The sequence below is a fragment of the Flavobacterium sp. KS-LB2 genome, from assembly GCF_036895565.1.
Taxonomy (GTDB): Bacteria; Bacteroidota; Bacteroidia; order Flavobacteriales; family Flavobacteriaceae; genus Flavobacterium.
In genome coordinates, this window is sequence record NZ_CP145904.1 from 2,452,957 (window position 1) to 2,475,081 (window position 22,125).

Below are 22,125 nucleotides of genomic sequence, written 5' to 3' on the forward strand. Positions count from 1 at the left end.
TTCTTTACTTGTCTAATGATAAACAAGTAAAAATGCTTTCTACTTTTTATTATTTCTTATCTCAATATGTCAATGAACTTTAATATGTATTAAGTTTAATGTATTAAGTATTAAGACTAATCTTGATACTTGATACTATCCGCTTGATACTATCTTGTGGAGAATAACGGAGTCGAACCGTTGACCTCCTGCGTGCAAGGCAGGCGCTCTAGCCAGCTGAGCTAATCCCCCAATTTAATTATGAATTGTGAATTATGAATTATGAATTGTTGTAATTCGTAATCTTTCAACTCTAGAATTTCCTTTTTTAAGTCTAAATAGTTGTCTCGGACAGACTCGAACTGTCGACCCCTACATTATCAGTGTAGTACTCTAACCAGCTGAGCTACGAGACACTCTTATTCTTAAATTTTATTCTTTTTTTTTAAATTAACAGCAAGAGTAATAAAATGTCCACATTTGTTTCCAACTTGAACTTTCGTCTTCTTTCCCTAGCGTGTATTGCTACTAACACTAAGGCTCTAGAAAGGAGGTGTTCCAGCCGCACCTTCCGGTACGGCTACCTTGTTACGACTTAGCCCTAGTTACCAGTTTTACCCTAGGCAGCTCCTTGCGGTCACCGACTTCAGGCACCCCCAGCTTCCATGGCTTGACGGGCGGTGTGTACAAGGCCCGGGAACGTATTCACCGGATCATGGCTGATATCCGATTACTAGCGATTCCAGCTTCACGGAGTCGAGTTGCAGACTCCGATCCGAACTGTGACCGGTTTTATAGATTCGCTCCTGGTCACCCAGTGGCTGCTCTCTGTACCGGCCATTGTAGCACGTGTGTAGCCCAAGGCGTAAGGGCCGTGATGATTTGACGTCATCCCCACCTTCCTCTCAGTTTGCACTGGCAGTCTCGTTAGAGTTCCCGACATGACTCGCTGGCAACTAACAACAGGGGTTGCGCTCGTTATAGGACTTAACCTGACACCTCACGGCACGAGCTGACGACAACCATGCAGCACCTTGTAAATTGTCTTGCGAAAAGTCTGTTTCCAAACCGGTCAATCTACATTTAAGCCTTGGTAAGGTTCCTCGCGTATCATCGAATTAAACCACATGCTCCACCGCTTGTGCGGGCCCCCGTCAATTCCTTTGAGTTTCATTCTTGCGAACGTACTCCCCAGGTGGGATACTTATCACTTTCGCTTAGCCACTGAGATTGCTCCCAACAGCTAGTATCCATCGTTTACGGCGTGGACTACCAGGGTATCTAATCCTGTTCGCTACCCACGCTTTCGTCCATCAGCGTCAATCCATTAGTAGTAACCTGCCTTCGCAATTGGTATTCCATGTAATCTCTAAGCATTTCACCGCTACACTACATATTCTAGTTACTTCCTAATAATTCAAGTTTAGCAGTATCAATGGCCGTTCCACCGTTGAGCGATGGGCTTTCACCACTGACTTACTAAACCGCCTACGGACCCTTTAAACCCAATGATTCCGGATAACGCTTGGATCCTCCGTATTACCGCGGCTGCTGGCACGGAGTTAGCCGATCCTTATTCTCACAGTACCGTCAAGACTCTACACGTAGAGTTGTTTCTTCCTGTGCAAAAGCAGTTTACAATCCATAGGACCGTCATCCTGCACGCGGCATGGCTGGATCAGGCTTGCGCCCATTGTCCAATATTCCTCACTGCTGCCTCCCGTAGGAGTCTGGTCCGTGTCTCAGTACCAGTGTGGGGGATCTCCCTCTCAGGACCCCTACCCATCGTTGCCTTGGTAAGCCGTTACCTTACCAACTAGCTAATGGGACGCATGCTCATCTTTCACCGTTGTGACTTTAATAACTCGACCATGCGGTCATGTTATACTATGAGGTATTAATCCAAATTTCTCTGGGCTATCCCTCTGTGAAAGGTAGATTGCATACGCGTTACGCACCCGTGCGCCGGTCTCTAGGTCCGAAAACCTATACCCCTCGACTTGCATGTGTTAAGCCTGCCGCTAGCGTTCATCCTGAGCCAGGATCAAACTCTTCATCGTATATTGTTTGCTTGAATCTCTTCAAGCTATTGTTATTCGACTAAATTCTAGTGGTTTTTTCAAATCTTTCGATTCTATTACTCTTATTCTTTTGTTTTAACATCTCTGTTAAAACGGCTGTCAATTCAATATGTCTAGGAACGTATTCTTCTTTTATTTTAACCTCGTTTAACTCACATTGTGTGTCGCTCGAAGCGGGTGCAAAAGTAAAAATTCTTTTTTTAACTGGCAAGAAAATTATGAAGTTTTTTTTGGAAATTTTTATCTCCGTTTAATTTCTTTTCTTATCAGTATTTCAAGGAACTTCATTTGTTTTGCTTAACCTAAATTACCACTCTCGCAGTAACATCTCTAACTCGTTTCTTCTCTCGTTAGCGGGGTGCAAATGTAACATCCGTTTTCTAATCTCACAAGCTTTTTTTAATCTTTTTTGAAAATAAATTTTCAACCCGATTCGTTGTGCTTGCCAGTATTTAAATGAACGTTTGCCGTTGTTGCGGGTGCAAAACTACAACCTTTATACCGTTATTCAAGCTTTTTTAAACCCTTTTTTTTCCTTTTTATTCGTCTTTTTTTTAACTCGCTGTAAACATGGTTTTTGAATAACAAAGTTTTTTAACTCACTTTCAAAAAAATCAGAAATACCTTAAAAATATTTTTTTTTGCAAATAAAATCATCATTGAGAGTACATATAAGTTAGATTAAAACCTCCCACTTTAATATTAAAACCACCTAAACCACAAGACCTACCTACCTTTGAGACGGATTACAGATCAAAAAAAACACTTCAACAACCCTAATATAGTTATGAAGATCCTTTAATCGCCTTAATATTAATGAGTAAAAGACTGAAACACCCCTAAGTATCAGGAGCAAAAAAAACTCTCAAACAGAAAAATTCATTCTCTACCTATATATGTTAGCTATAGATTTCGTTTTTAAACCTACAAATAGCAACAAACCTTACATATATATTGTATGTATTTTTGTAATGGACTATATTTGCATTCTTAAAATAATAAACGATGATTAAGATTACTTTGCCCGACGGGTCAATTAGAGAGTTTACTCCAGGGATTACACCTATGGATGTTGCCAAGAGCATTAGTGAAGGATTTGCCAGAAATGTTATTTCGGCTTCTTTTGATGGTACAACTGTGGAAACAACAACTCCTTTGACGACGGACGGAAGTCTTACATTATACACATGGAATGACGAAGGTGGAAAAAAAGCTTTTTGGCATTCGACTTCTCACGTCATGGCACAGGTTCTTGAGGAATTGTACCCAGGAATAAAATTAACTCTTGGACCCGCAATATCTAATGGGTTCTATTATGATGTCGATTTTGAAGATCAGAAAATCACAGATGCTGACTTTAAAAAAATTGAAGATCGTGTTCTTGAAATCTCAAGGGGAAAGCATGAGTTCAAACTACGCCCTGTTACTAAAGCAGAAGCTTTGGAAATATATAAAGACAATGTTTACAAAACCGAATTGATTACCAATCTTGAGGACGGAACAATTACTTTTTGCGATCACGATACGTTTACTGATTTATGTCGCGGAGGTCACATTCCTAATACAGGAATCATCAAAGCGATGAAAATCATGAGTGTTGCTGGAGCATACTGGCGTGGAGACGAGAAAAACAAACAGCTAACTCGTGTTTACGGAACTTCATTCCCGAAACAAAAGGATTTAACAGAGTACTTAGAATTACTAGAAGAAGCCAAACGCCGAGATCATAGAAAACTAGGAAAAGAATTGGAACTGTTTGCTTTTTCACAAAAAGTAGGCGCGGGTTTACCTTTGTGGCTACCGAAAGGCGCTGCTTTAAGAGACCGATTAGAACAGTTTTTGAAAAAAGCACAGAAAAAAGGCGGTTACGAACAAGTAGTGACTCCACATATTGGACAAAAAGAGTTGTACGTAACTTCTGGACATTATGCAAAATATGGGGCTGATAGTTTTCAACCTATAAACACTCCTGCTGAAGGAGAAGAGTTTTTATTGAAACCAATGAACTGTCCCCATCACTGTGAAATTTACAACGTAAGACCTTGGTCCTATAAAGATTTACCGAAGCGATATGCTGAGTTTGGAACCGTTTACAGATACGAACAAAGTGGTGAGTTACACGGATTGACTCGTGTAAGAGGGTTTACTCAGGATGATGCGCACATCTTTTGTACACCAGAACAACTAGACGAGGAATTTAAGAAAGTAATTGATTTAGTGCTTTATGTATTTGGATCATTAGGATTCGAAAACTTTACCGCACAAATATCCTTGAGAGACAAAGAAAACAGAGATAAGTATATAGGTACTGATGAAAACTGGGAAAAAGCGGAAAATGCAATAATCAATGCTGCTGCAGATAAAGGATTGAATACAGTAGTTGAATATGGTGAAGCTGCTTTCTATGGTCCGAAATTAGATTTCATGGTAAAAGATGCCTTGGGAAGACAATGGCAATTAGGAACAATTCAGGTGGATTATAACCTACCAGAACGTTTTGACTTGACCTACAAAGGATCTGACAATGAATTGCATAGACCTGTAATGATTCACAGAGCTCCTTTTGGATCTATGGAACGATTTATTGCTATTTTATTAGAGCATACAGCAGGAAATTTCCCGCTTTGGTTAATGCCTGAACAAGCTATAATATTGTCTTTGAGCGAGAAATATGAAATATATGCGAAAAAAGTTTTAGATTTGCTAGAAAATCACGAAATTCGCGCCCTCATTGATAATAGAAACGAGACAATCGGGAAGAAAATTAGGGATGCAGAAATGCAAAAAACCCCATTTATGTTGATTGTAGGTGAGGAAGAAGAAAAAAATGGTACGATTTCTATACGTCGTCATGGACAAGAAGGAAAAGGAAATATCAGCGTTACAATAGAAGAATTTGCTGCTATTGTAAACGAAGAGATTAAAAAAACATTAAAAGTATTTACAGTTTAACTTAAATTATAAAGTCATAGCAATAAGAAGCAACAGAGGTTACCAACCTCGCGTAGAAAAAAAAGATGCCCACAGAATAAACAACCTTATTCGTGGTGTACAAGAAGTAAGACTTGTAGGTGAAAACATTGAGCCTGGAGTTTTTAAACTTTCGGAAGCTTTAAGATTAGCTGACCAATTTGAATTGGATTTAGTTGAGATTTCACCAAATGCAGATCCACCGGTTTGTAAAATCATGGATTATAAGAAATTTGTTTACGAGCAAAAGAAACGTGATAAAATCCTAAAAGCGAAATCTACACAAGTAGTCGTTAAGGAGATTCGTTTTGGACCTCAAACAGATGAGCATGATTACGAATTTAAGAGAAAGAATGCTGAGAAGTTCTTGAAAGAAGGTGCAAAATTGAAAGCATTTGTTTTCTTTAAAGGACGTTCAATTATCTATAAAGATCAAGGTCAAATCTTATTATTAAGATTAGCGACGGATCTAGAAGAGTTTGGTAAAGTAGAAGCGATGCCAGTTCTAGAAGGAAAGAGAATGATTATGTTCATTGCTCCGAAGAAAAAGAAGTAAGCAGTTTTCAGACTGATGACTGGAAACTGAGACTGAAACTAAAAAAATAAGTAAGTAAGAATAAATTAAAACACTAGGAAAAAATGCCTAAAATGAAAACCAAATCTAGCGCCAAGAAACGTTTTAAAGTTACTGGTTCTGGAAAGATTAAAAGAAAGCATGCTTTTAAAAGTCACATCTTGACTAAAAAGTCTAAAAAACGTAAATTAGCTTTGACACACTCAGCGCTAGTTCACAAAACAGATATGAAAAGCATCAAACAACAATTAAGGATAATCTAGTATCCAGTCGAAATCACAGTAAGCAGTTATGAACTGTAAACTGAGATTGAAAACTGTACACTTTGACCCTTTAGGTTAAAACAATTTAAAAATAACCTTGGAGTATGGCTTTTAAGTTCTCTTGATTCAATTCGGGACGCCTGCTACAAAAAAAAAGTAAAAATTATGCCAAGATCGGTAAATTCAGTTGCTAAAAGAGCAAGAAGAAAAAAAATAATGAAGCAAGCCAAAGGTTTCTTTGGTAGACGTAAAAACGTTTGGACAGTTGCTAAGAATGCGGTAGAGAAAGCAATGTGCTACGCTTACCGTGACAGAAAAGTGAATAAAAGAAATTTCCGTGCATTATGGATTCAACGTATTAACGCTGGAGCTAGATTGGAAGGAATGTCTTATTCTCAATTCATCGGGAAATTAAAAGCTAATAATATCGAATTGAACCGTAAAGTTCTTGCCGATTTAGCAATGAATCACCCAGTTGCTTTCAAAGCAATTCTTAACAAAGTAAAATAAACGTTTTATAAACTCAATTTAGATTACTTACTTATATAAAAACCTCAATCGAAAGATTGGGGTTTTTTGTTTTTACATAATTCATTTTTTAAAATTGGACTTTTTATAATCTACTTCGTAATTATTTATTGAACATGCTAACTTAGCTTATAATAGAATTAAGAAATTAATTTTAACTTAGGAAATAGTTACATAAAATTTACTACAAAGCTTTTGGATATGCAAATAAAACCTGCAGTATCAGTTAAACTACATTTTTGCAATTAATTTGATTGTTAAATTCTTCAATAGTTGCATAATTTAAAGCAGAATCTCTCCTTTTTCTGTTGTACCAAATTTCAATGTATTCAAAGATTTCCAGTTTCATTTGTTCTTTAAAAATCAGTTTGTTCCCATAAACCAATTCCGTTTTAAAGATTTGAAGAAGCTTTCCGCCACAGCATCATCCCAGCAATTTTATTTACGACTCATACTGCGGGTTATTTTTTTATAGGAATCAAGAACATTTACAAACTTTTTACTAGCATATTGAACACCTCTATCAAAATGAAAAATCAAACCTTCATCGATATCTCGGTTTTTAATTGCCATTTTCCAAGCTCCAAGCGTAGTTTCTTCTGTACTCATTCCGTCACTGAAACTCCAACCAATAATTTTTCTGTCGTATAAATCCATAATAGTGGTCAGGTATACAAACCCCTCTTTAGTTTGGATATATGTAATATCCGAAACCCAAACTTTTGAAGGTCTTTTTATAATAAACTCTCTGTTTAATACATTTTCGACAACTAAACAATTATGATTTGAGTTGGTTGTAACTTTGAACTTCTTGCTTAATTTGCTTCGTAAACCAAGTTCTTTCATATATATTTTACAACTGTAATTACTTCGCATGTTCGAGCAAGCTCTCTGATCGTGAAAATTATTAATCTAAATACTGTAATTCCAATGTTATTCTAGGGCTTCCATATTTTTGTTTGGCTCCAAAATAAATCAATGTTATCTATTCTTTTATCGTAATTTTTAGTTGTTGTCTTACTATAATTGCTTGTTTTCTTCCATCGGTAATAATTTCCGCTATTCATTTGTAGAACCTTGCACATTTTTTCAATCGGGAATAGTTGTTGATTGTTTTTTATGAAACTATAAATCATCGACCGCTCTTGGAAAATATGCCGATTGCTTTTTTTAATAAATCGCTTTCTAAGTCGGCATCTTTGAGTCTTTTCTCCAGTTCATAAATCTTTTCTTGCTCGAGACTTAGTTTTAAATTTCCTTTTCCAGGAAAACTTCCTTCTCCAAACTCTACAAACTCTTTGCGCCATTTATACAACTGTGGGTCTGATACACCTAACTCTCTGGCGAGTTCTGATATTTATGTTCTAACATAACTAAATTGGACTGCTTTCCCTTTAAAAGCCTTGTCATAAATTTTGCGCAGTTGTTTCTAAGGTTAAAATTAAGATTTATTTTTAAATTTTCTGGGATGGATAAGTTAGCATGTGTAATATACACTCCCATTGAATTCTAATGTTTAATGAATTTAACTACTAAAATTAAACAATGCAATTATCTAAAACACTGAGAATAATTTAATTAGTATTAGTACCAACTCGCGTTCTAAACTATAATCAAAATAGCTTAGAAGATAGTTCCAGTATTTTAATTAATTTCTGTATTTTCGGGAAATGACAACAAAAAAACTATACAAATATATTTTAGTGTTAATAATTTTACATGTCTTACAATCTTGTGAAAAGAAACAAGATTCTTGGAAAAGATCAAAAGCAGACCGAGTAGAAACAGACAGATATATAGATGCAGGAGATAGTCTTTTAAAAAAATGGGATTATGATAAAGCCTATTACTATTATTCTAAAGCTAAATTATCTGCTGAATCAAAAAAAGACACTTCTCGAATGATCCTTTCCTTGATAAATTTAGCAACAATCCATCATATCCAAGCTGATTACAGTGGAGCTGAAACTGTAGCTATTGAAACTATTCCATTACTTGAAACAAAGAAAGATCATTCCTATAACTTTGACTTAAACCTAACTTTAGGAAATATTTATTCAAACACATTCGATTATGAGAATGCTATATATAGTTATAAAAAAGCATCACTTATAAAAACAACAACTGCTATTGAAAAATTAGCTTCTTTAAGTAATATTGCATTTGTATATATACAAATGAAAGAATTTAAAAGAGCGATTACTATACTGGAGCCTTTAATTACTAAAAAAGAAATCTTAAGTGATCCATCAAATTATTCAAGAATAATGACAAACTTAGGATATTGTTATTTTAAAACGGGTAATTCTAAAGCATTGAATTATTTAAATAAATCACTTCAAATAAGACTTAAAAGAAATGATATTGGCAAAATATCAAGCTATGCTTATCTATCAGAATATCATCAAAAAAAGAATAAAAATTTAGCAAATGAATATGCATTATTAGCCTATAATGCTGCCACAAAATTAAAATGCCCTGATGATCGCCTCTACTGCTTAAAATTATTAATTGAACTCAATACCGGAAATGAATCCAAAGAATATTCTCTAAAATACATCCATATTAATGATAGTATTACTAAAGTAAGACAAAAAGCTAAAAATCAATTTGCTAAAATCAAATACGATTCGAAGAAAGAAAAAGATGAAAACCTGAAACTAAAAGCCCAAAAAGGGCTACAATTAGAACATCAGAAAAAGAGAAATTTAATATTATATATAGTCCTAGGAAGCATTACTACAATAAGTATTTTTTTAACTAATCTCCTTTTAGCCAGAAATAAAAGAGAAAAAATTAAAGCTTCCTATACTACTGAAATTCGAATTGCTAAAAAACTTCACGATGAATTAGCTAATGATGTATATCATACCATAGCTTTTGCAGAAACTCAAGATTTATCCACTACACACAATAAAGAAATATTGATTTCAAATTTAGATACTATTTATTCAAGGACACGAAATATATCCCGAGAAAACAATACTATGGAAACTGGATCATTATTTATAACTAATTTAAAAGAAATGATGTCTGGTTTTAATACTCAAGAAGTAAATGTGATAACTAATGGAATGGATTCAATCAATTGGATGGAGATAGAAAGCAATAAAAAAATCATCATTTATCGCATACTCCAAGAATTGCTTGTCAACATGAAAAAACACAGCCAATGCAGTTTAGTAGTTCTTTCTTTCAAACGAAACGGAAAAAAATTACAAATAGATTACAGTGATAATGGAGTTGGGGCAACATTTAATCAATTAAATTCTAAAAATGGACTTCAAAATGTGGAAAACCGTATTCAGGCGATAAAAGGAACTATTACTTTTGATACTAAATCAAATAAAGGATTTAAAGTGCAATTTATTATTCCAATATAATACTCGATTCTATGTTCCAAAAAGTTTTAGTTGCCGAAGATTTAGATAGTATCAGTATAGCTGTAATTCAAGCTCTTGAAGAAATTTTTATCTTAAAAATTCATCATGCAAAATACTGTGATGAAGCTTTTTTAAAAATTAAAAAAGCACTCCATGATGATGAGCCCTATGACTTATTAATCAGCGACTTATCATTCAAACCAGACCATCGAGAAAATAAGCTCAGCTCAGGGGAGGAACTAATTGAGGCAGCAAAAAAAGTACAACCTAATATCAAAACAATAGTATTCTCTATAGAAGATAAATCTTTTAGAATAAAATCACTATTCAATAATTTAGAAATTAATGCCTATGTATCTAAAGGAAGAGACAGCATTCCTGAACTCAAGAAAGCCATTCAACGCATTTATAACAATGAAGAAATTAAACCTTCAGCTGAAATATCTAATGCCTTAAGAGACAAATCACTTTTTGAAATTGAATCTTATGACATTTCTCTTTTGAAATCATTATCCAAAGGCTTAACACTTGAAGAAATTTCAACTGAATTTAAAGATTCAGGAATTATTCCAAATGGTAGTAGCAGTCTTGAAAAACGAATCAATCGATTAAAAATATACTTTAAAGCCAATAACAATGTGCACCTTATTGCCATTACCAAAGATTTAGGTTTGGTTTAAACAAATTCTCCCTTCCAAAAAAAGCTAAACAAGCGATGAAATTGATACAAAAAAAAATACACTTTATCATTTAAGAATTAATTGCTACAATTATTTTAAAAAAAAACTGCTTTTACGGTTTCCCGTAAAGAAATGAAGTCTAAAGATATTAGGTTTGACCAATAAAACTTTAAATCATATAAAATGGCAGATTTCACGAGAGAAGACTTAGCATTTACAGGATATTCCCAAACAATTGATTCCAAAGATTATCCTAAAACTATCGAAGTCCTAGATAGGATTTACATTGATAAAACAGAAGAGTTGGAAGTAATTCATTTTTGTAATCAATTCCTAAAGAAATATAAAGTCCCACAAACCAAAGCAAGTTTTCAAAAAGCAGAAAGCTTTTTACAACACCCATCTTTGGAAAACGAAATTTACCGCTCTCAATTATTAGACTGGATAGCAAGTAATTGGATAAAATTATAATACCGATTTGTTGCTACCCAATCCATTTCTAATTATTGTATACGATACTGGATCGCAATATTTATTTTCCCCTAGTTTACGGAATCCCGTAAAGTAATGTCTTTTTTCAAAGTTACTTTTGATTCCATAAAAAATCGAAGTCATTTTCAAAAAAAATTAGGTCATGGAAAAAAATGAAACTATTACCATCCTGAACGTACCGAAAAAAAATAAAGAAGAATTAACTTTAAACAAATGGGATAAAAAACTCAATGACTATAATAATTATGTCAAAGAGTATCTCAAACATTATAAAAAATCGCTTAAAGGGAATAGTATTTCACTGTCTAAATACCCTTATTTCAAACTGAAGTCTGAAAGTTTAAACAAAAAATTAAATAAAGGAATCAAGAAAGAGCTCTTGACAAAAAAGCAACAAACAACGATTTTTAAAATTCGAAAAAAAATAGTGAATACATGTATTAACTAATATACTCTTCAAAATAAATGAAAAAAATTATATTTTTTGGACTTTTAGTATTTATTGGGTTATTCTCTTATACATCAAAAAAACAACTAGAAAAAGAAAAGGATGAACCAATTAAATATAATTCAAATGAAAAACAGTTATTGATTAACAGCAATAGTCATTTATCAAATAAACGTGACGAGCCCATAAAAACATATATAGACTCTTCTAAGAAACAACATCCTGTGAAACATTTTTCCAGACATCGAAAAGGAAAAATTATCTATATAAAAAATTATCCAAAAACTCCAACTATCGCTTTTGAATAAAAAGATCATCCTTTTTATCTTAAAATAGAAAACTGTAAATATTATTTTTTCAAGTGTGTATTTTATACAACTAAAAACTAAATTAATGAAGTCAATACTCCTTTTAAAATCCAATCTAATATACATAACACACATTACAATAATTTTTTTTGGTTCAATATTTATCGTTTATTTAGTGTATAAAATATGGAAAAGGAGATGAAATACAATTTTCCATATTTAGTAGTAACTTTGAAAAAAATGATACATTTTACTAATTCAAATCTGAAAATGATTTTTCTGTTTTTGCTATCAAATCTGTTTTAGAAGAGAAGTGAAATAATAAAATAAACTCAAAACGAAATAAAAGCTCCAACAAGTGTTTATCATTACTTTCCGTTATGCTTTAACTAATAACTTTAAAAAATAATTTCCAAAATTGAAATCTTTCTTTTCGCTGCTATTTCTACTTATTACTCCATTATGTTTCTCGCAAATCAAACTCATTTCTTGGAATATAGAAAATCTTGGCACATCTAAATCTTATGAAACGATAAACTTTATTGCCAATACACTTCGTGATTATGATGTCATTGCTATTCAAGAAGTTGTAGCAGGCTATGGTGGTGCTCAAGCAGTAGCTCGATTAGCAGATGAACTCAATCGCAAAGGAGCAAAATGGGATTATGTGATAAGCGATCCAACTAGTAGTAGTGCTTATAAAACGGAACGTTATGCTTTTATTTGGAAAATGAGTAAATTAAAAAAGATAGGAAAGGCCTGGCTCGAAAAAAAATACCATTTAGAAATTGATCGGGAACCCTATTTTTGTACGTTTCAAAATGAAAACAAACAATTTACTATCGTAAATTTTCATGCTATCACTAAAAATAGACAACCTGAAACCGAAATAAAATATTTTAAGTTTCTACCAGATGAGTATCCAAATTTGAATTTAATATTTGCTGGGGATTTCAACTGTCCGCAATCGCACACGGTTTTTAATCCTTTAAAAAAAATGGGATATCAATCCATACTAGTAAACCAAAAAACCTCTTTAAAGCAAGAATGCAAAAATGATATTTGCCTCGCATCTGAATTTGACAATATGTATTACAAAACCTCTAAAATCAAAGCTCTCAATTCAGGAATTATCCCTTTTTATAAAAAATTTAATTCATTAAAAAGCGCTAGAATAATATCAGATCATATCCCCATTTGGTTTGAATTTTCTTTGAATTAATCAAAAACCTCAAATGTATCTCCATCAAAACTGGCAAAAACCATACTAGGATGTGAGTCTTGGTGAAACATATTCCCATGACTATCAATAGCAATTGCACCTGCAAAGCCATCATAGGGTTTTAATTCGTTAAACGTTTTTTCAAAGGCATTCTCTAAGGTGAAACCATCTGTAACGCGAGTCACAATTTTCGTGGCCGTAGCATTACTCACAATATCCTCTCCTACTCCCGTCAAACTTACACCACAAAATTCATTGGCATAATTTCCCGCTACAGTAGCTGAATCTGAGATGCGTCCCGGAAATTCAAATCCTTTACCACCTGTAGAAGTTGCAACAGCAATTTTTCCATTTGAATCTAAAACTACACAACCCACAGTTCCGGTTCCTAATGATTTTAACTTCGCTTCATATTCTGCACGGCGTTGTGGAATCTCCGTTGAAAAAGCCTCAAAATTATGGTGTCTTGCAAAATTAGTTGCTCCGCTTCCACCCAAAATCCTATCGTCATATTGCATCAATTTTTGAGCAACCTGAACTGGATTTTTCACTTCTTCAATATTGATAACGCCACTCATTTTCTGCGTTTCTCCATCCATGACTGCGGCGCTCATTCTAATTTTTCCATCACTTTGAATTTGGGAACCGATTCCCGCATTAAACAATTCATCATCTTCCAAAAGTGAAACTGCATAAACAACTGTTTCTAATGCCGAATGTGTTTTTAAAAAATCATACGAATCTTTTACAATATGCTCTAATGCATTTTGTTTGGCAACTTTTGTTTCGTGATTAGTGGAAGATTCTGAAAAAAAACCTCCGTGAATGATTATTTTCATAATGTATTGGGTGCATATTTCAACTTTAGACAGCTCTCTAAATACTAAATTGCTATCTTATTTATACGTAGTGTGATGACTGGATGTGCATTTTATGGGTTTCGAGATTGTAAGTGTCAAATTTACTCATAACATGCGTTATCAAATGTGAGATTGATATCGGTTGACCTAATTCTACTTTCGTCAAATTAGTGTCTTTTATTTCACGACCATCAACTAAAATTACCAACCCAGAACCGATGGCTTCCATTTGAGTATTATTGGTAATCAACAAACCAGTATCTTCACCTAGCCCAATTCCTAAAACTCTTGGATTACCAACAACAGCTTGAAAAAGCCTGCCAATTCTACCGCGTTGTACAAAATGAGTATCGATAATAACACCATCAATTAAACCTAAACCACTTGAAATTTTAACTTCTCCTTTCAATAAAGCTTCAGAACTACTGCCTTGATAAATCATATTATTTGAGGCTGCAGCTGCTCCAGCCGAAGTTCCAGCATAAATAAACTCTTCATTATGGTATTTATCCAACAAGATATCATGAAATGGTGTTCCGCCAAGAATAGAAGTCAATCGCAATTGATCGCCTCCAGTAAACATAACTATATCTGCAGCTCTTAATCGGGCTAAAACCTCCTCATCAGCTGCTTGTTCCCGTCTTTCGATAGTCAGTATATCTACATTTTTAGCGTTCAAATATTCAAATGCCTTAACATATTCAGGGCCTATTTCTCTTGGAATCACTGAAGCCGTAGTAATAACTTCTATTCGTGAATTCTCTTTGTGTTTTGATTCATTTAGTATCCTCTTTAAAATTCCCGTTTCAAAAAAGTTTAAATTGCTAGTTGCATTTTTATCTAAATCGGTTTCCGTAAAACTTCCTTTATCTACCGCACCACCTATTATTATTAGTTTTCCTAGTATATTCATTTTGTAAAAATAACCAAAAAGATAAAAGAAGCTATTGAACTATGCTTTTTTTTTAAATTATAACAAACTCAATATTTATTGTTTATTTTTAGGGGAATAAATTTTGATTCCTATTTTTAAAAAACTACATTAGTTGGATTCTATACTTTTGTTATAAAAAAAATACCAACCCATATTTTTTTTCTAACTTAGAATCTATAGCATTTAAAATCATTTCATTACATATCCATTTTTTAGTTCAAAATAATCTGTTCGTTTTATGAAAATAATCAAAGTACAAGCACTTCGTGGTCCCAATATTTGGAGTATCCAAAGAAAAAAATTAATCCAAATGCGATTGGATTTGGAAGAAATGGAACAATTTCCTACTAATAAAATAGAAGGATTTAGAGAACGAATAGAAGCAATGTTCCCTACAATGATTGAGCATCGCTGCTCAGAGGGTTGTCGTGGCGGATTTTTTTCCAGAGTAGAACGAGGCACTTGGATGGGACATGTTATTGAGCATATTGCTCTTGAAATTCAATCATTGGCTGGTATGGAAACGGGATTTGGAAGAACACGAGAAACCAAAACTCTAGGAACCTATAATGTAGTGTTTAGTTATACTGAAGAAAATGTAGGCCTTTTTGCTGCAGAATCTTCTGTGGCTATTGCCGAAGCTTTAATTGCTGGAACAGAATATGATTTGAATGCCGATTTACAGAAAATGCGTGAAATACGAGAACGTGTTCGACTCGGACCAAGTACTGGAAGTATTGTCGAAGAAGCTGTTTCTCGTGATATCCCTTGGATAAGATTAGGGACAAATTCTTTGGTACAATTAGGATACGGAATCAATCAAATGCGTTTTCAAGCAACAATCACTTGCAAAACAAGCAGTATTGCTGTTGATATTGCCTGCAATAAAGAGCTTACCAAAAAAATGTTGGATATGGCCTCAATTCCTGTTGCCAGCGGAAGTATTTGTGTGGACGAAGACGACTTGGCAGAGACCATAAAAAAAATTGGCTATCCTATCGTATTGAAACCATTGGATGGAAACCACGGAAAAGGTGCTTCGATCAATGTTACAAATTGGGAAGATGCCGTTTCAGGCTTAGCTTTCGCCAAAGAATACAGCAAGCGAATCATTGTAGAAAAATTTATTACCGGATTCGACTTTAGAATATTGGTTATTGATAATAAACTAGTGGCAGCTGCAAAACGAGTTCCTGCGCATGTAATTGGAAACGGAACGGATACCATTCAGCAATTAATTGAAACTACGAATCTGGATCCAAGAAGAGGTTACGGTCATGAAAATGTGCTAACCCAAATCGATGTCGATAGAGATACCGAAGATTTATTAGAAAAACTAGGCTACACATTAGAAACCATTCCTAGAATTGGTGAAATTGTATTCTTAAAATCTACAGCAAATTTAAGCACTGGCGGAACTTCTGTGGATGTTACCGATATGATGCACCCTGAAAATATATTTCTTGCTGAAAGGATTTCAAGAGTAATTGGACTAGACGTATGCGGAGTTGATATCATGGCCGAGAACTTAACACAACCATTAAAAGAAAATGGTGGTGTAATTCTGGAAGTCAATGCAGCTCCAGGGTTTAGAATGCACCTTGCTCCTTCTGAAGGATTACCAAGAAATGTAGCCGCTCCAGTTATTGACATGTTATATCCTCCAGGAAAATCGTGTCGCATTCCTATAATTGCCGTTACTGGGACCAACGGAAAAACCACTACTACCCGACTTTTGGCTCATATTGTAAAAAATAATGGATTCAAAGTAGGTTTCACCACGTCTGATGGTATTTATATTCAAAACCACATGATGGAAAAAGGTGATACAACTGGACCTATCAGTGCTGAATATGTTTTGAGAGATCCAACAGTAGAATTTGCTGTTCTAGAAACTGCCAGAGGAGGAATCCTTCGATCCGGTTTAGGATTTAGCCTTTGTGATATTGGAATCATTACCAATATTCAAGAAGACCATTTAGGTTTAAGTGACATTCATACTTTGGATGATTTGGCCAGAGTAAAAGCTACGGTCGTCAAAAGCATCAAGAAAAATGGTTGGGCAGTTTTAAATGGAGACGATGAACATTGTATAAAAATAGGTCAAGATTTGAATTGCAATGTCGCTTATTTTAGTTTAAGCGAAGACAGTGATTTTATCAAAAAATTGTGTGCCGAAGGAAAAACAGTTGCCGTATATGAAAACGGATATATTACCATCAAAAAAGGAGAATGGAAAATCCGAATTGAACGCGCTACTCATGTCCCATTAACATTAGGCGGGAAAGCAAAATTCATGATTGCCAATGTGCTTGCTGCCACTTTAGCAAGTTATTTATGGGGATTTAAAACCGAAGATATCAGCTTGTCATTACAAACTTTCATTCCAAGTGCCGCGCAAACTCCAGGTCGTATGAATATTTTTGAGTTTAAAAAATTCAAAGTATTGATTGACTTTGCTCACAATGCTTCCGGTTACAAAGGTGTCGAAGAATATTTACAAAGTGTTGAAGCTACTAAAAAAATTGGAATTATTGCTGGTGTTGGAGACCGTCGTGACGAAGATATCAAAGAATGCGCTTCGATTGCCGCCCGTATGTTTGACCATATTATTATTCGCCAAGAAAAATATCTGAGAGGTAGAACCGAAGATGAACTTATTAATTTAATCCTTGACGGAATTAAAAAATCAGGCAAAACCGTAACTTATGAAATTATCCCAAAAGAAACAGAAGCCATCAAACACGCCATCAATTGTGCCGAAGAAGGAAGTTTCATCACCGCATTAAGTGATGTTGTTACAAATGCTATCGATATTGTACAAGAATATTTAGACAAAGAAAACGAAAACGGAATTGTGTGATTTTTTTAAGGAGCTATTCCTGATGTCCGTTATATCTTTCTTCGCCTAAAAAGGCAAAGAAAGGATACCACTGCCATCAAGGCTAAAAAATAAAAGCCAATCAAATTTACGATTGGCTTTTATTGTATCTTATGTTTTTAGTTTTTTCTTTTTCGCTGCTGGAAACAATACATTATTCAAAATCAAACGGTATCCTGGTGAATTAGGATGCAAGTCCAAAACCGTTGGTGGATCTCCTACTTGATGTTGAAAATCTTCTGGATCATGGCCACCATAAAACGTAAACATTCCTTTTCCTTTTTGTCCATGAATATAACGTGCTTCCCCATTAAGCTCACAAGTCCCCATCACAAGAATATTCGATTTAATCAAAGGTGCATCAAATGCAGTGGTTTGTCCCATAAATCCTTTTACCAATTGGGTATGATTTTGACACAACATACTTGGAATTGGGTCCCATTTTGCCGAAAATTCCATTAATGTAAAATAATCTTTCTCCATAGGAATTCTGCGTTTTGAAGTCATATCTATATCTGAAAATTCATATTGTTCTGGTCTTCTTTCTAAAGTAAAATCTTTGAAGGCAAAGGAATTACTATAATTCATCTTTGATTGGTAATTGCCTTCACTCGGATCTCCATCAAACATGGCTTCACAAATATCCACGCCATCTGCTGCTAAAGCGATATCAAAACTATCCGTTGCAGAACACATAGCAAACATAAATCCACCACCAATTACAAAATCCCTAATTTTTTTAGCAACCGCTCCTTTTGCTTGCGATACTTTAGGAAATCCTAATTTTGTAGCGAGTATTTCAGCGTCTTTCTTTTGTTCGATATACCAAGGTACATTTTTATACGCACCATAAAATTTACCATATTGACCCGTAAAATCCTCATGATGCAAATGCAACCAATCATAAAGTAGTAATTGATCACTTAAAACTTCTTCATCATAAATTGGGGTAAACGGGATTTCGGCATAAGTCAATACCATGGTCACCGCATCGTCCCAAGGTTGTTTCCCTTTTGGCGTATAAACAGCAATTTTAGGTGCTTTCTCTAGAACAACAGATTCCATATTTTGGGAAGGGCTGGATATTTCGTTCAAGATTGCCAATTCATCTCCATCTGAAATAACCTCAAAACTTACGCCTCTAATTTGACATTCTTTGCGTATTTCTTCTGCATCAGGCAATAAAAAAGAACCGCCGCGATAATTAAGTAACCAACTGGCTTTATAATTTTTATCCAAGCACCAATAGGTAATTCCGTATGCTTTAAGATGATTCTGTTGGCTCGTTTCATCCATTGGCAACAAAATAAAAGAAGCTTTTACTGTCGTTGTCAGCAAAAAAATAAGAATATAGAGAAATGGTTTTGACATCGATTTTAATTTTTATACTTCAAAGATAGAAAGTAAGCCATTCAAATACATACAATTTAACGATTAAATCAATCCCTAAAATCAGTTTAAAGTTAAAAACACGTAAAAATACGCATCGTCAAACTATTTCCTATTCCTAAATTCGCACCTATCCAATAACCAAACAACATGAAAAATTTAATAATGAATTCTACTGAAAAAAATAGACCCGTCAATATTAAGGATCTTATAAAAAATGTTGCAATAGTAATTTTAATACTACTAATCATTACTTTCTATGTCTTGTGTTATCAGCTAATTTTTAATTAACAACTCTTTAAAATCCTAGCAAACAATACCCCATTATTGTGAAAAACTACTACACCACTTTATCAGAAGAGATTCTTTCTGTAGCTAAATTAGAGAAAGACACCATCCCCTTACGAAGGCAGCTTTTTTATATAAGACTATCAAAACTTGAAAAAAGTTTAGACACCGATGATTTAAAAAAAACGTTTTGGATAAATATCTACAATGCTTTTTACCTTATTACCTTAAAAGAAACCAAACAAGGAAAAGAAATATTCAATCTGAAAAGAATCAAAATTGCACGTGCCATACTTTCATTAAACGATATTGAACACGGGATTTTAAGAAAATATAAATTTAGAATTGGATATGGTTACATCACAAATCCATTTTACTCCGATTTTATAAAAAAATTAGCAGTAAGCAAGGTCGATTATAGAATCCATTTTGCATTGAGAAGCCTTAATTTAGCGCAAAAAACTATAGATTATTTCGATTCTGAAGTGATAGAGGAACAACTAACTACAGTTACCACCGATTTTATTCATCTAGAAACCGAATTTGACGAGGAGTCAAAAACAATTCAAGTTTCCGATTTCTTATTGTCTTATTTAAAAGATTTTGGAGGCAAAAATTCAGTTAAAAAATTATTAGAAAGAATTTTTGAAAGAGACTTAAAAAATTATAAAATCCGATTTAAAACCTACAATAGAGTAGAAAAATTACTCTAAGTTTCTTAATCCTATCAATCCTCTCAGCTAATTAATCATTCAGCAACATAAATTGATTCTGAACGGCATAGACTACTAAACCCGCAATGTTTCTGGATTCGGTTTTTAGTAACAAGTTATTTCTATGTCCTTCTACTGTTCTTGGGCTAATAAAAAGTTGTTCGGCAATTTCTACTGTACTTTTTTGAGTACAGATAAGTTTGAGCACTTCGATTTCACGTGGACTTAGATCGTTGTTTTCAAAATTATTTTTATTTCTTTTATTTGTCAATACATCGGCTTGAATAATTTTCATTACATAATCTGTATAGTAAAAACCTTTTTCAGCAACTTCATTTATAGTTGTAATCAATTGTTGTGGAGTGGCATTTTTGATTAAATAGGAAACAGCACCTACATCAATCATATTAGCAACAAAAGATTTAGAATCATAACTAGTTAATGCAATGATTTTTAGCTCTGGAAATTCCTTTCTAATAATCTTAGTTGCCTCAACACCATTAATTCCCGGCATTTTTAAGTCCATGATGATAATATCTGGATGATTATTTTTATTGTTTTGGAGAAAAGAAATCAATTCCTCTCCATTAGACGCTTCAAAAATGATATTAATATTTGTTTCACGGCCCAATAAAAAAGAGATTCCTTTTCTAAAAAGAATTTCGTCATCTACTAGTATTATTTTTATGGATTTACTCATTTTTTAAAAATTAAAAACTACTGAAACTCCTTTATTTATTGAGGTCTCTAAGACCATTTCTCCCTTTAAAAAAGCGACTCTACTTTCTATATTCTTCATTCCAAGGCCTTTCTGATTATTATGGTTTTTGATTTCAAAACCGATTCCGTCATCGGTATAAAAACACCAATCTTTGGTATCTTTTTTTTCAAAAACAATTGAAATAACCGATGCTTTTCCATGACGTAGCGAATTATTCATGAGCTCTTGTAAAATTCTAAACACATGCAAATGCTTATCATTGTCCATGATATCAAATGTAGTTTTATTTTCATAATTTACTTTTACAGCTTTGGAACTGCTGAAGTCCAAACATAATTCTTCAACACCCGCATGAAGTCCAAATTTATCTAAAACAGGAGGCAACAATCCGTGTGCAATTTTTCTAGAATTATCTAATGCTTTGCTTGTGAGATTAATAATAGTATTTGTAATCTCGATCACCTCATTATTGGTTAAATTAGGTGTCGACAGCAAATGACTATTCAAAGAAACTATGTTCAACTTAGAACTAATATCATCATGCAAGTCTTGGGCAATACGTTTGCGTTCCTCTTCCTGAGTAATAATTACAGCACTTAAAAGTTCCTTTTGATACTGAATTTCTAAATCTTTTTTTTCTAATTCCTTTTGAATAATTTTCTTTCTTGAAAAATAGAAAAACAAGACTAAAATCACCGCCATGATTATAAAAAAACCTGAGGTGTAAAAAATGATGGCTACTATTTCTTTCTCGTTCGCTAAATTCTTCAATATAATTTATTTTTTGACCCTACTTTTGTAAAACTCTTTCTATATTCAAATAGTATAAACAACTGATAAACAATAATCAAAACTGCGTTTAGTGTCCATGTGAGAAATTTAAATTCAGAACTTAAACCTACAGTTAAATTCCCAACAAAGAACAAAACCGTACTTCCTAAAAGATAAATAATAATCCCAACTGTAACGTAATAAAATTCTTTCTCTTCGACAAGCATATTGTACAAATGCATCATGGCGAAAACGACTACGAGCAATGATGTAACAGCAATTTCAAATAGATTAAACTTAAAAAATTGGCTTGGATCTAAAAAATAGTGAATGCTTAACGCCAATATCCCCAAAACAAAAGCAAATTTTAAAAATCTTTTTTGCATTATTGTTTTCAAAAGCAAGTAATAAAAAAAACTCAAAATAACTAGCTGTCCAACAAAATAGAAATGTGATAAAAATAAATTATTAACTGAAAAATAAACATAGATACTTGAAATCATTTGGATGCAAAAGACAATTCCCAAATACAAAGTAAACACGTTAAAGGTTTTATCTTGAGACGAATACGATTTAATATAAAGCACTAAATTAATAAATGACAAGAAATAACCAATATAAACAAGTGAATCGTACATCT

Annotated in this window: 21 protein-coding genes, 2 tRNA genes and 1 rRNA gene; 12 read left to right on the forward strand and 12 right to left on the reverse strand. The window is 33.5% G+C overall.

Features of this window, described 5'->3' with window-relative positions; all coding sequences use genetic code 11:
- Window positions 1–157 precede the first annotated feature (157 nt).
- The 3 genes from V5J73_RS10420 to V5J73_RS10430 form a co-directional block, all read right to left on the reverse strand.
- Window positions 158–231: transfer RNA gene (locus tag V5J73_RS10420), tRNA-Ala, on the reverse strand.
- A 90-nt stretch (window positions 232–321) separates the two neighbouring features.
- Window positions 322–395 (reverse strand) — tRNA-Ile (locus tag V5J73_RS10425).
- 130 nt (window positions 396–525) lie between these two features.
- A 16S ribosomal RNA gene (locus V5J73_RS10430) occupies window positions 526–2,039 on the reverse strand.
- Window positions 2,040–3,065: 1,026 nt separating this feature from the next.
- Here V5J73_RS10430 and thrS point away from each other — a divergent pair.
- The 4 genes from thrS to rplT all read left to right on the forward strand — a co-directional run bounded on the left by thrS (window position 3,066) and on the right by rplT (window position 6,377).
- Window positions 3,066–5,012: a threonine--tRNA ligase gene (thrS, locus tag V5J73_RS10435; protein WP_338645682.1), complete on the forward strand. Its 1,947-nt coding sequence runs from the start codon at window positions 3,066–3,068 to the stop codon at window positions 5,010–5,012.
- Window positions 5,013–5,088: 76 nt separating this feature from the next.
- Entirely contained in the window at window positions 5,089–5,586 is a 498-nt protein-coding gene (infC, locus tag V5J73_RS10440; RefSeq protein WP_338648614.1) for a translation initiation factor IF-3, read from the forward strand.
- An 83-nt stretch (window positions 5,587–5,669) separates the two neighbouring features.
- Window positions 5,670–5,867: a 50S ribosomal protein L35 gene (rpmI, locus tag V5J73_RS10445; protein WP_022827375.1), complete on the forward strand. Its 198-nt coding sequence runs from the start codon at window positions 5,670–5,672 to the stop codon at window positions 5,865–5,867.
- A gap of 165 nt (window positions 5,868–6,032) precedes the next feature.
- The gene (gene rplT / locus V5J73_RS10450) at window positions 6,033–6,377 is read left to right on the forward strand and encodes a 50S ribosomal protein L20 (protein ID WP_338645683.1); all 345 of its coding nucleotides are present in this window, start codon (window positions 6,033–6,035) and stop codon (window positions 6,375–6,377) included.
- Window positions 6,378–6,621: 244 nt separating this feature from the next.
- Here the strand turns inward: rplT and V5J73_RS10455 are convergent, their stop codons facing one another.
- The 3 genes from V5J73_RS10455 to V5J73_RS10465 form a co-directional block, all read right to left on the reverse strand.
- Window positions 6,622–6,795 (reverse strand): IS3 family transposase, encoded by a 174-nt coding sequence (locus V5J73_RS10455; RefSeq protein WP_338648615.1) that lies wholly within the window; start codon window positions 6,793–6,795, stop codon window positions 6,622–6,624.
- A 38-nt stretch (window positions 6,796–6,833) separates the two neighbouring features.
- Window positions 6,834–7,241 (reverse strand): DDE-type integrase/transposase/recombinase, encoded by a 408-nt coding sequence (locus tag V5J73_RS10460; protein ID WP_338645685.1) that lies wholly within the window; start codon window positions 7,239–7,241, stop codon window positions 6,834–6,836.
- Between the two features lie 286 nt (window positions 7,242–7,527).
- Window positions 7,528–7,752, reverse strand: coding sequence for a transposase (locus V5J73_RS10465; protein ID WP_338648617.1), 225 nt, complete (start codon window positions 7,750–7,752; stop codon window positions 7,528–7,530).
- Between the two features lie 313 nt (window positions 7,753–8,065).
- On the opposite strand from V5J73_RS10465, the gene V5J73_RS10470 reads away from it, so the two are divergent.
- The 6 genes from V5J73_RS10470 (at window position 8,066) to V5J73_RS10495 (ending at window position 12,928) form a co-directional block, all read left to right on the forward strand.
- Window positions 8,066–9,778, forward strand: a complete 1,713-nt coding sequence (locus tag V5J73_RS10470; RefSeq protein WP_338645687.1) for a tetratricopeptide repeat-containing sensor histidine kinase — start codon at window positions 8,066–8,068, stop codon at window positions 9,776–9,778.
- An 11-nt stretch (window positions 9,779–9,789) separates the two neighbouring features.
- Window positions 9,790–10,458, forward strand: a complete 669-nt coding sequence (locus tag V5J73_RS10475; protein WP_338645688.1) for a response regulator — start codon at window positions 9,790–9,792, stop codon at window positions 10,456–10,458.
- Between the two features lie 183 nt (window positions 10,459–10,641).
- A complete protein-coding gene (locus tag V5J73_RS10480; protein ID WP_338645690.1) occupies window positions 10,642–10,929 on the forward strand; it encodes a hypothetical protein in 288 nt (95 codons plus the stop codon).
- Window positions 10,930–11,092: 163 nt separating this feature from the next.
- On the forward strand, window positions 11,093–11,398 hold the full coding sequence (locus V5J73_RS10485; RefSeq protein ID WP_338645692.1) for a hypothetical protein: 306 nt from the start codon (window positions 11,093–11,095) through the stop codon (window positions 11,396–11,398).
- 17 nt (window positions 11,399–11,415) lie between these two features.
- Complete coding sequence (locus tag V5J73_RS10490; RefSeq protein WP_338645694.1) at window positions 11,416–11,706, forward strand: hypothetical protein; 291 nt, start codon at window positions 11,416–11,418, stop codon at window positions 11,704–11,706.
- 418 nt (window positions 11,707–12,124) lie between these two features.
- Entirely contained in the window at window positions 12,125–12,928 is an 804-nt protein-coding gene (locus V5J73_RS10495; RefSeq protein ID WP_338645696.1) for an endonuclease/exonuclease/phosphatase family protein, read from the forward strand.
- On the opposite strand, the gene V5J73_RS10500 is transcribed toward V5J73_RS10495, so the two are convergent.
- Window positions 12,925–13,767 carry an isoaspartyl peptidase/L-asparaginase gene (locus tag V5J73_RS10500; RefSeq protein WP_338645698.1) on the reverse strand — a complete coding sequence of 281 codons (843 nt, stop codon included), beginning with the start codon at window positions 13,765–13,767 and terminating at the stop codon, window positions 12,925–12,927. The two genes, V5J73_RS10495 and V5J73_RS10500, sit on opposite strands and share 4 nt — an antisense overlap.
- Window positions 13,768–13,828: 61 nt before the next feature.
- Window positions 13,829–14,701: a cyanophycinase gene (locus V5J73_RS10505; protein ID WP_338645700.1), complete on the reverse strand. Its 873-nt coding sequence runs from the start codon at window positions 14,699–14,701 to the stop codon at window positions 13,829–13,831.
- A gap of 259 nt (window positions 14,702–14,960) precedes the next feature.
- On the opposite strand from V5J73_RS10505, the gene cphA reads away from it, so the two are divergent.
- The gene (cphA, locus tag V5J73_RS10510) at window positions 14,961–17,585 is read left to right on the forward strand and encodes a cyanophycin synthetase (RefSeq protein ID WP_338645702.1); all 2,625 of its coding nucleotides are present in this window, start codon (window positions 14,961–14,963) and stop codon (window positions 17,583–17,585) included.
- A 129-nt stretch (window positions 17,586–17,714) separates the two neighbouring features.
- Here cphA and V5J73_RS10515 read toward each other — a convergent pair whose 3' ends face one another.
- Window positions 17,715–18,974 carry an asparagine synthetase B gene (locus tag V5J73_RS10515; protein ID WP_338645703.1) on the reverse strand — a complete coding sequence of 420 codons (1,260 nt, stop codon included), beginning with the start codon at window positions 18,972–18,974 and terminating at the stop codon, window positions 17,715–17,717.
- A gap of 347 nt (window positions 18,975–19,321) precedes the next feature.
- Here V5J73_RS10515 and V5J73_RS10520 point away from each other — a divergent pair, with 347 nt between their 5' ends.
- Window positions 19,322–19,993 (forward strand): DUF547 domain-containing protein, encoded by a 672-nt coding sequence (locus V5J73_RS10520; RefSeq protein WP_338645704.1) that lies wholly within the window; start codon window positions 19,322–19,324, stop codon window positions 19,991–19,993.
- Window positions 19,994–20,024: 31 nt separating this feature from the next.
- On the opposite strand, the gene V5J73_RS10525 is transcribed toward V5J73_RS10520, so the two are convergent.
- Genes V5J73_RS10525 through V5J73_RS10535 form a run of 3 tightly spaced genes read right to left on the reverse strand, consistent with a single transcriptional unit; the run spans window position 20,025 to window position 22,123 of the window.
- A complete protein-coding gene (locus V5J73_RS10525) occupies window positions 20,025–20,693 on the reverse strand; it encodes a response regulator transcription factor (protein ID WP_338645705.1) in 669 nt (222 codons plus the stop codon).
- A 3-nt stretch (window positions 20,694–20,696) separates the two neighbouring features.
- Entirely contained in the window at window positions 20,697–21,485 is a 789-nt protein-coding gene (locus tag V5J73_RS10530) for a sensor histidine kinase (RefSeq protein WP_338645706.1), read from the reverse strand.
- Window positions 21,482–22,123 (reverse strand): hypothetical protein, encoded by a 642-nt coding sequence (locus V5J73_RS10535; protein ID WP_338645707.1) that lies wholly within the window; start codon window positions 22,121–22,123, stop codon window positions 21,482–21,484. The genes V5J73_RS10530 and V5J73_RS10535 overlap by 4 nt, the downstream gene beginning before the upstream one ends.
- Between the last annotated feature and the right edge of the window lie 2 nt (window positions 22,124–22,125).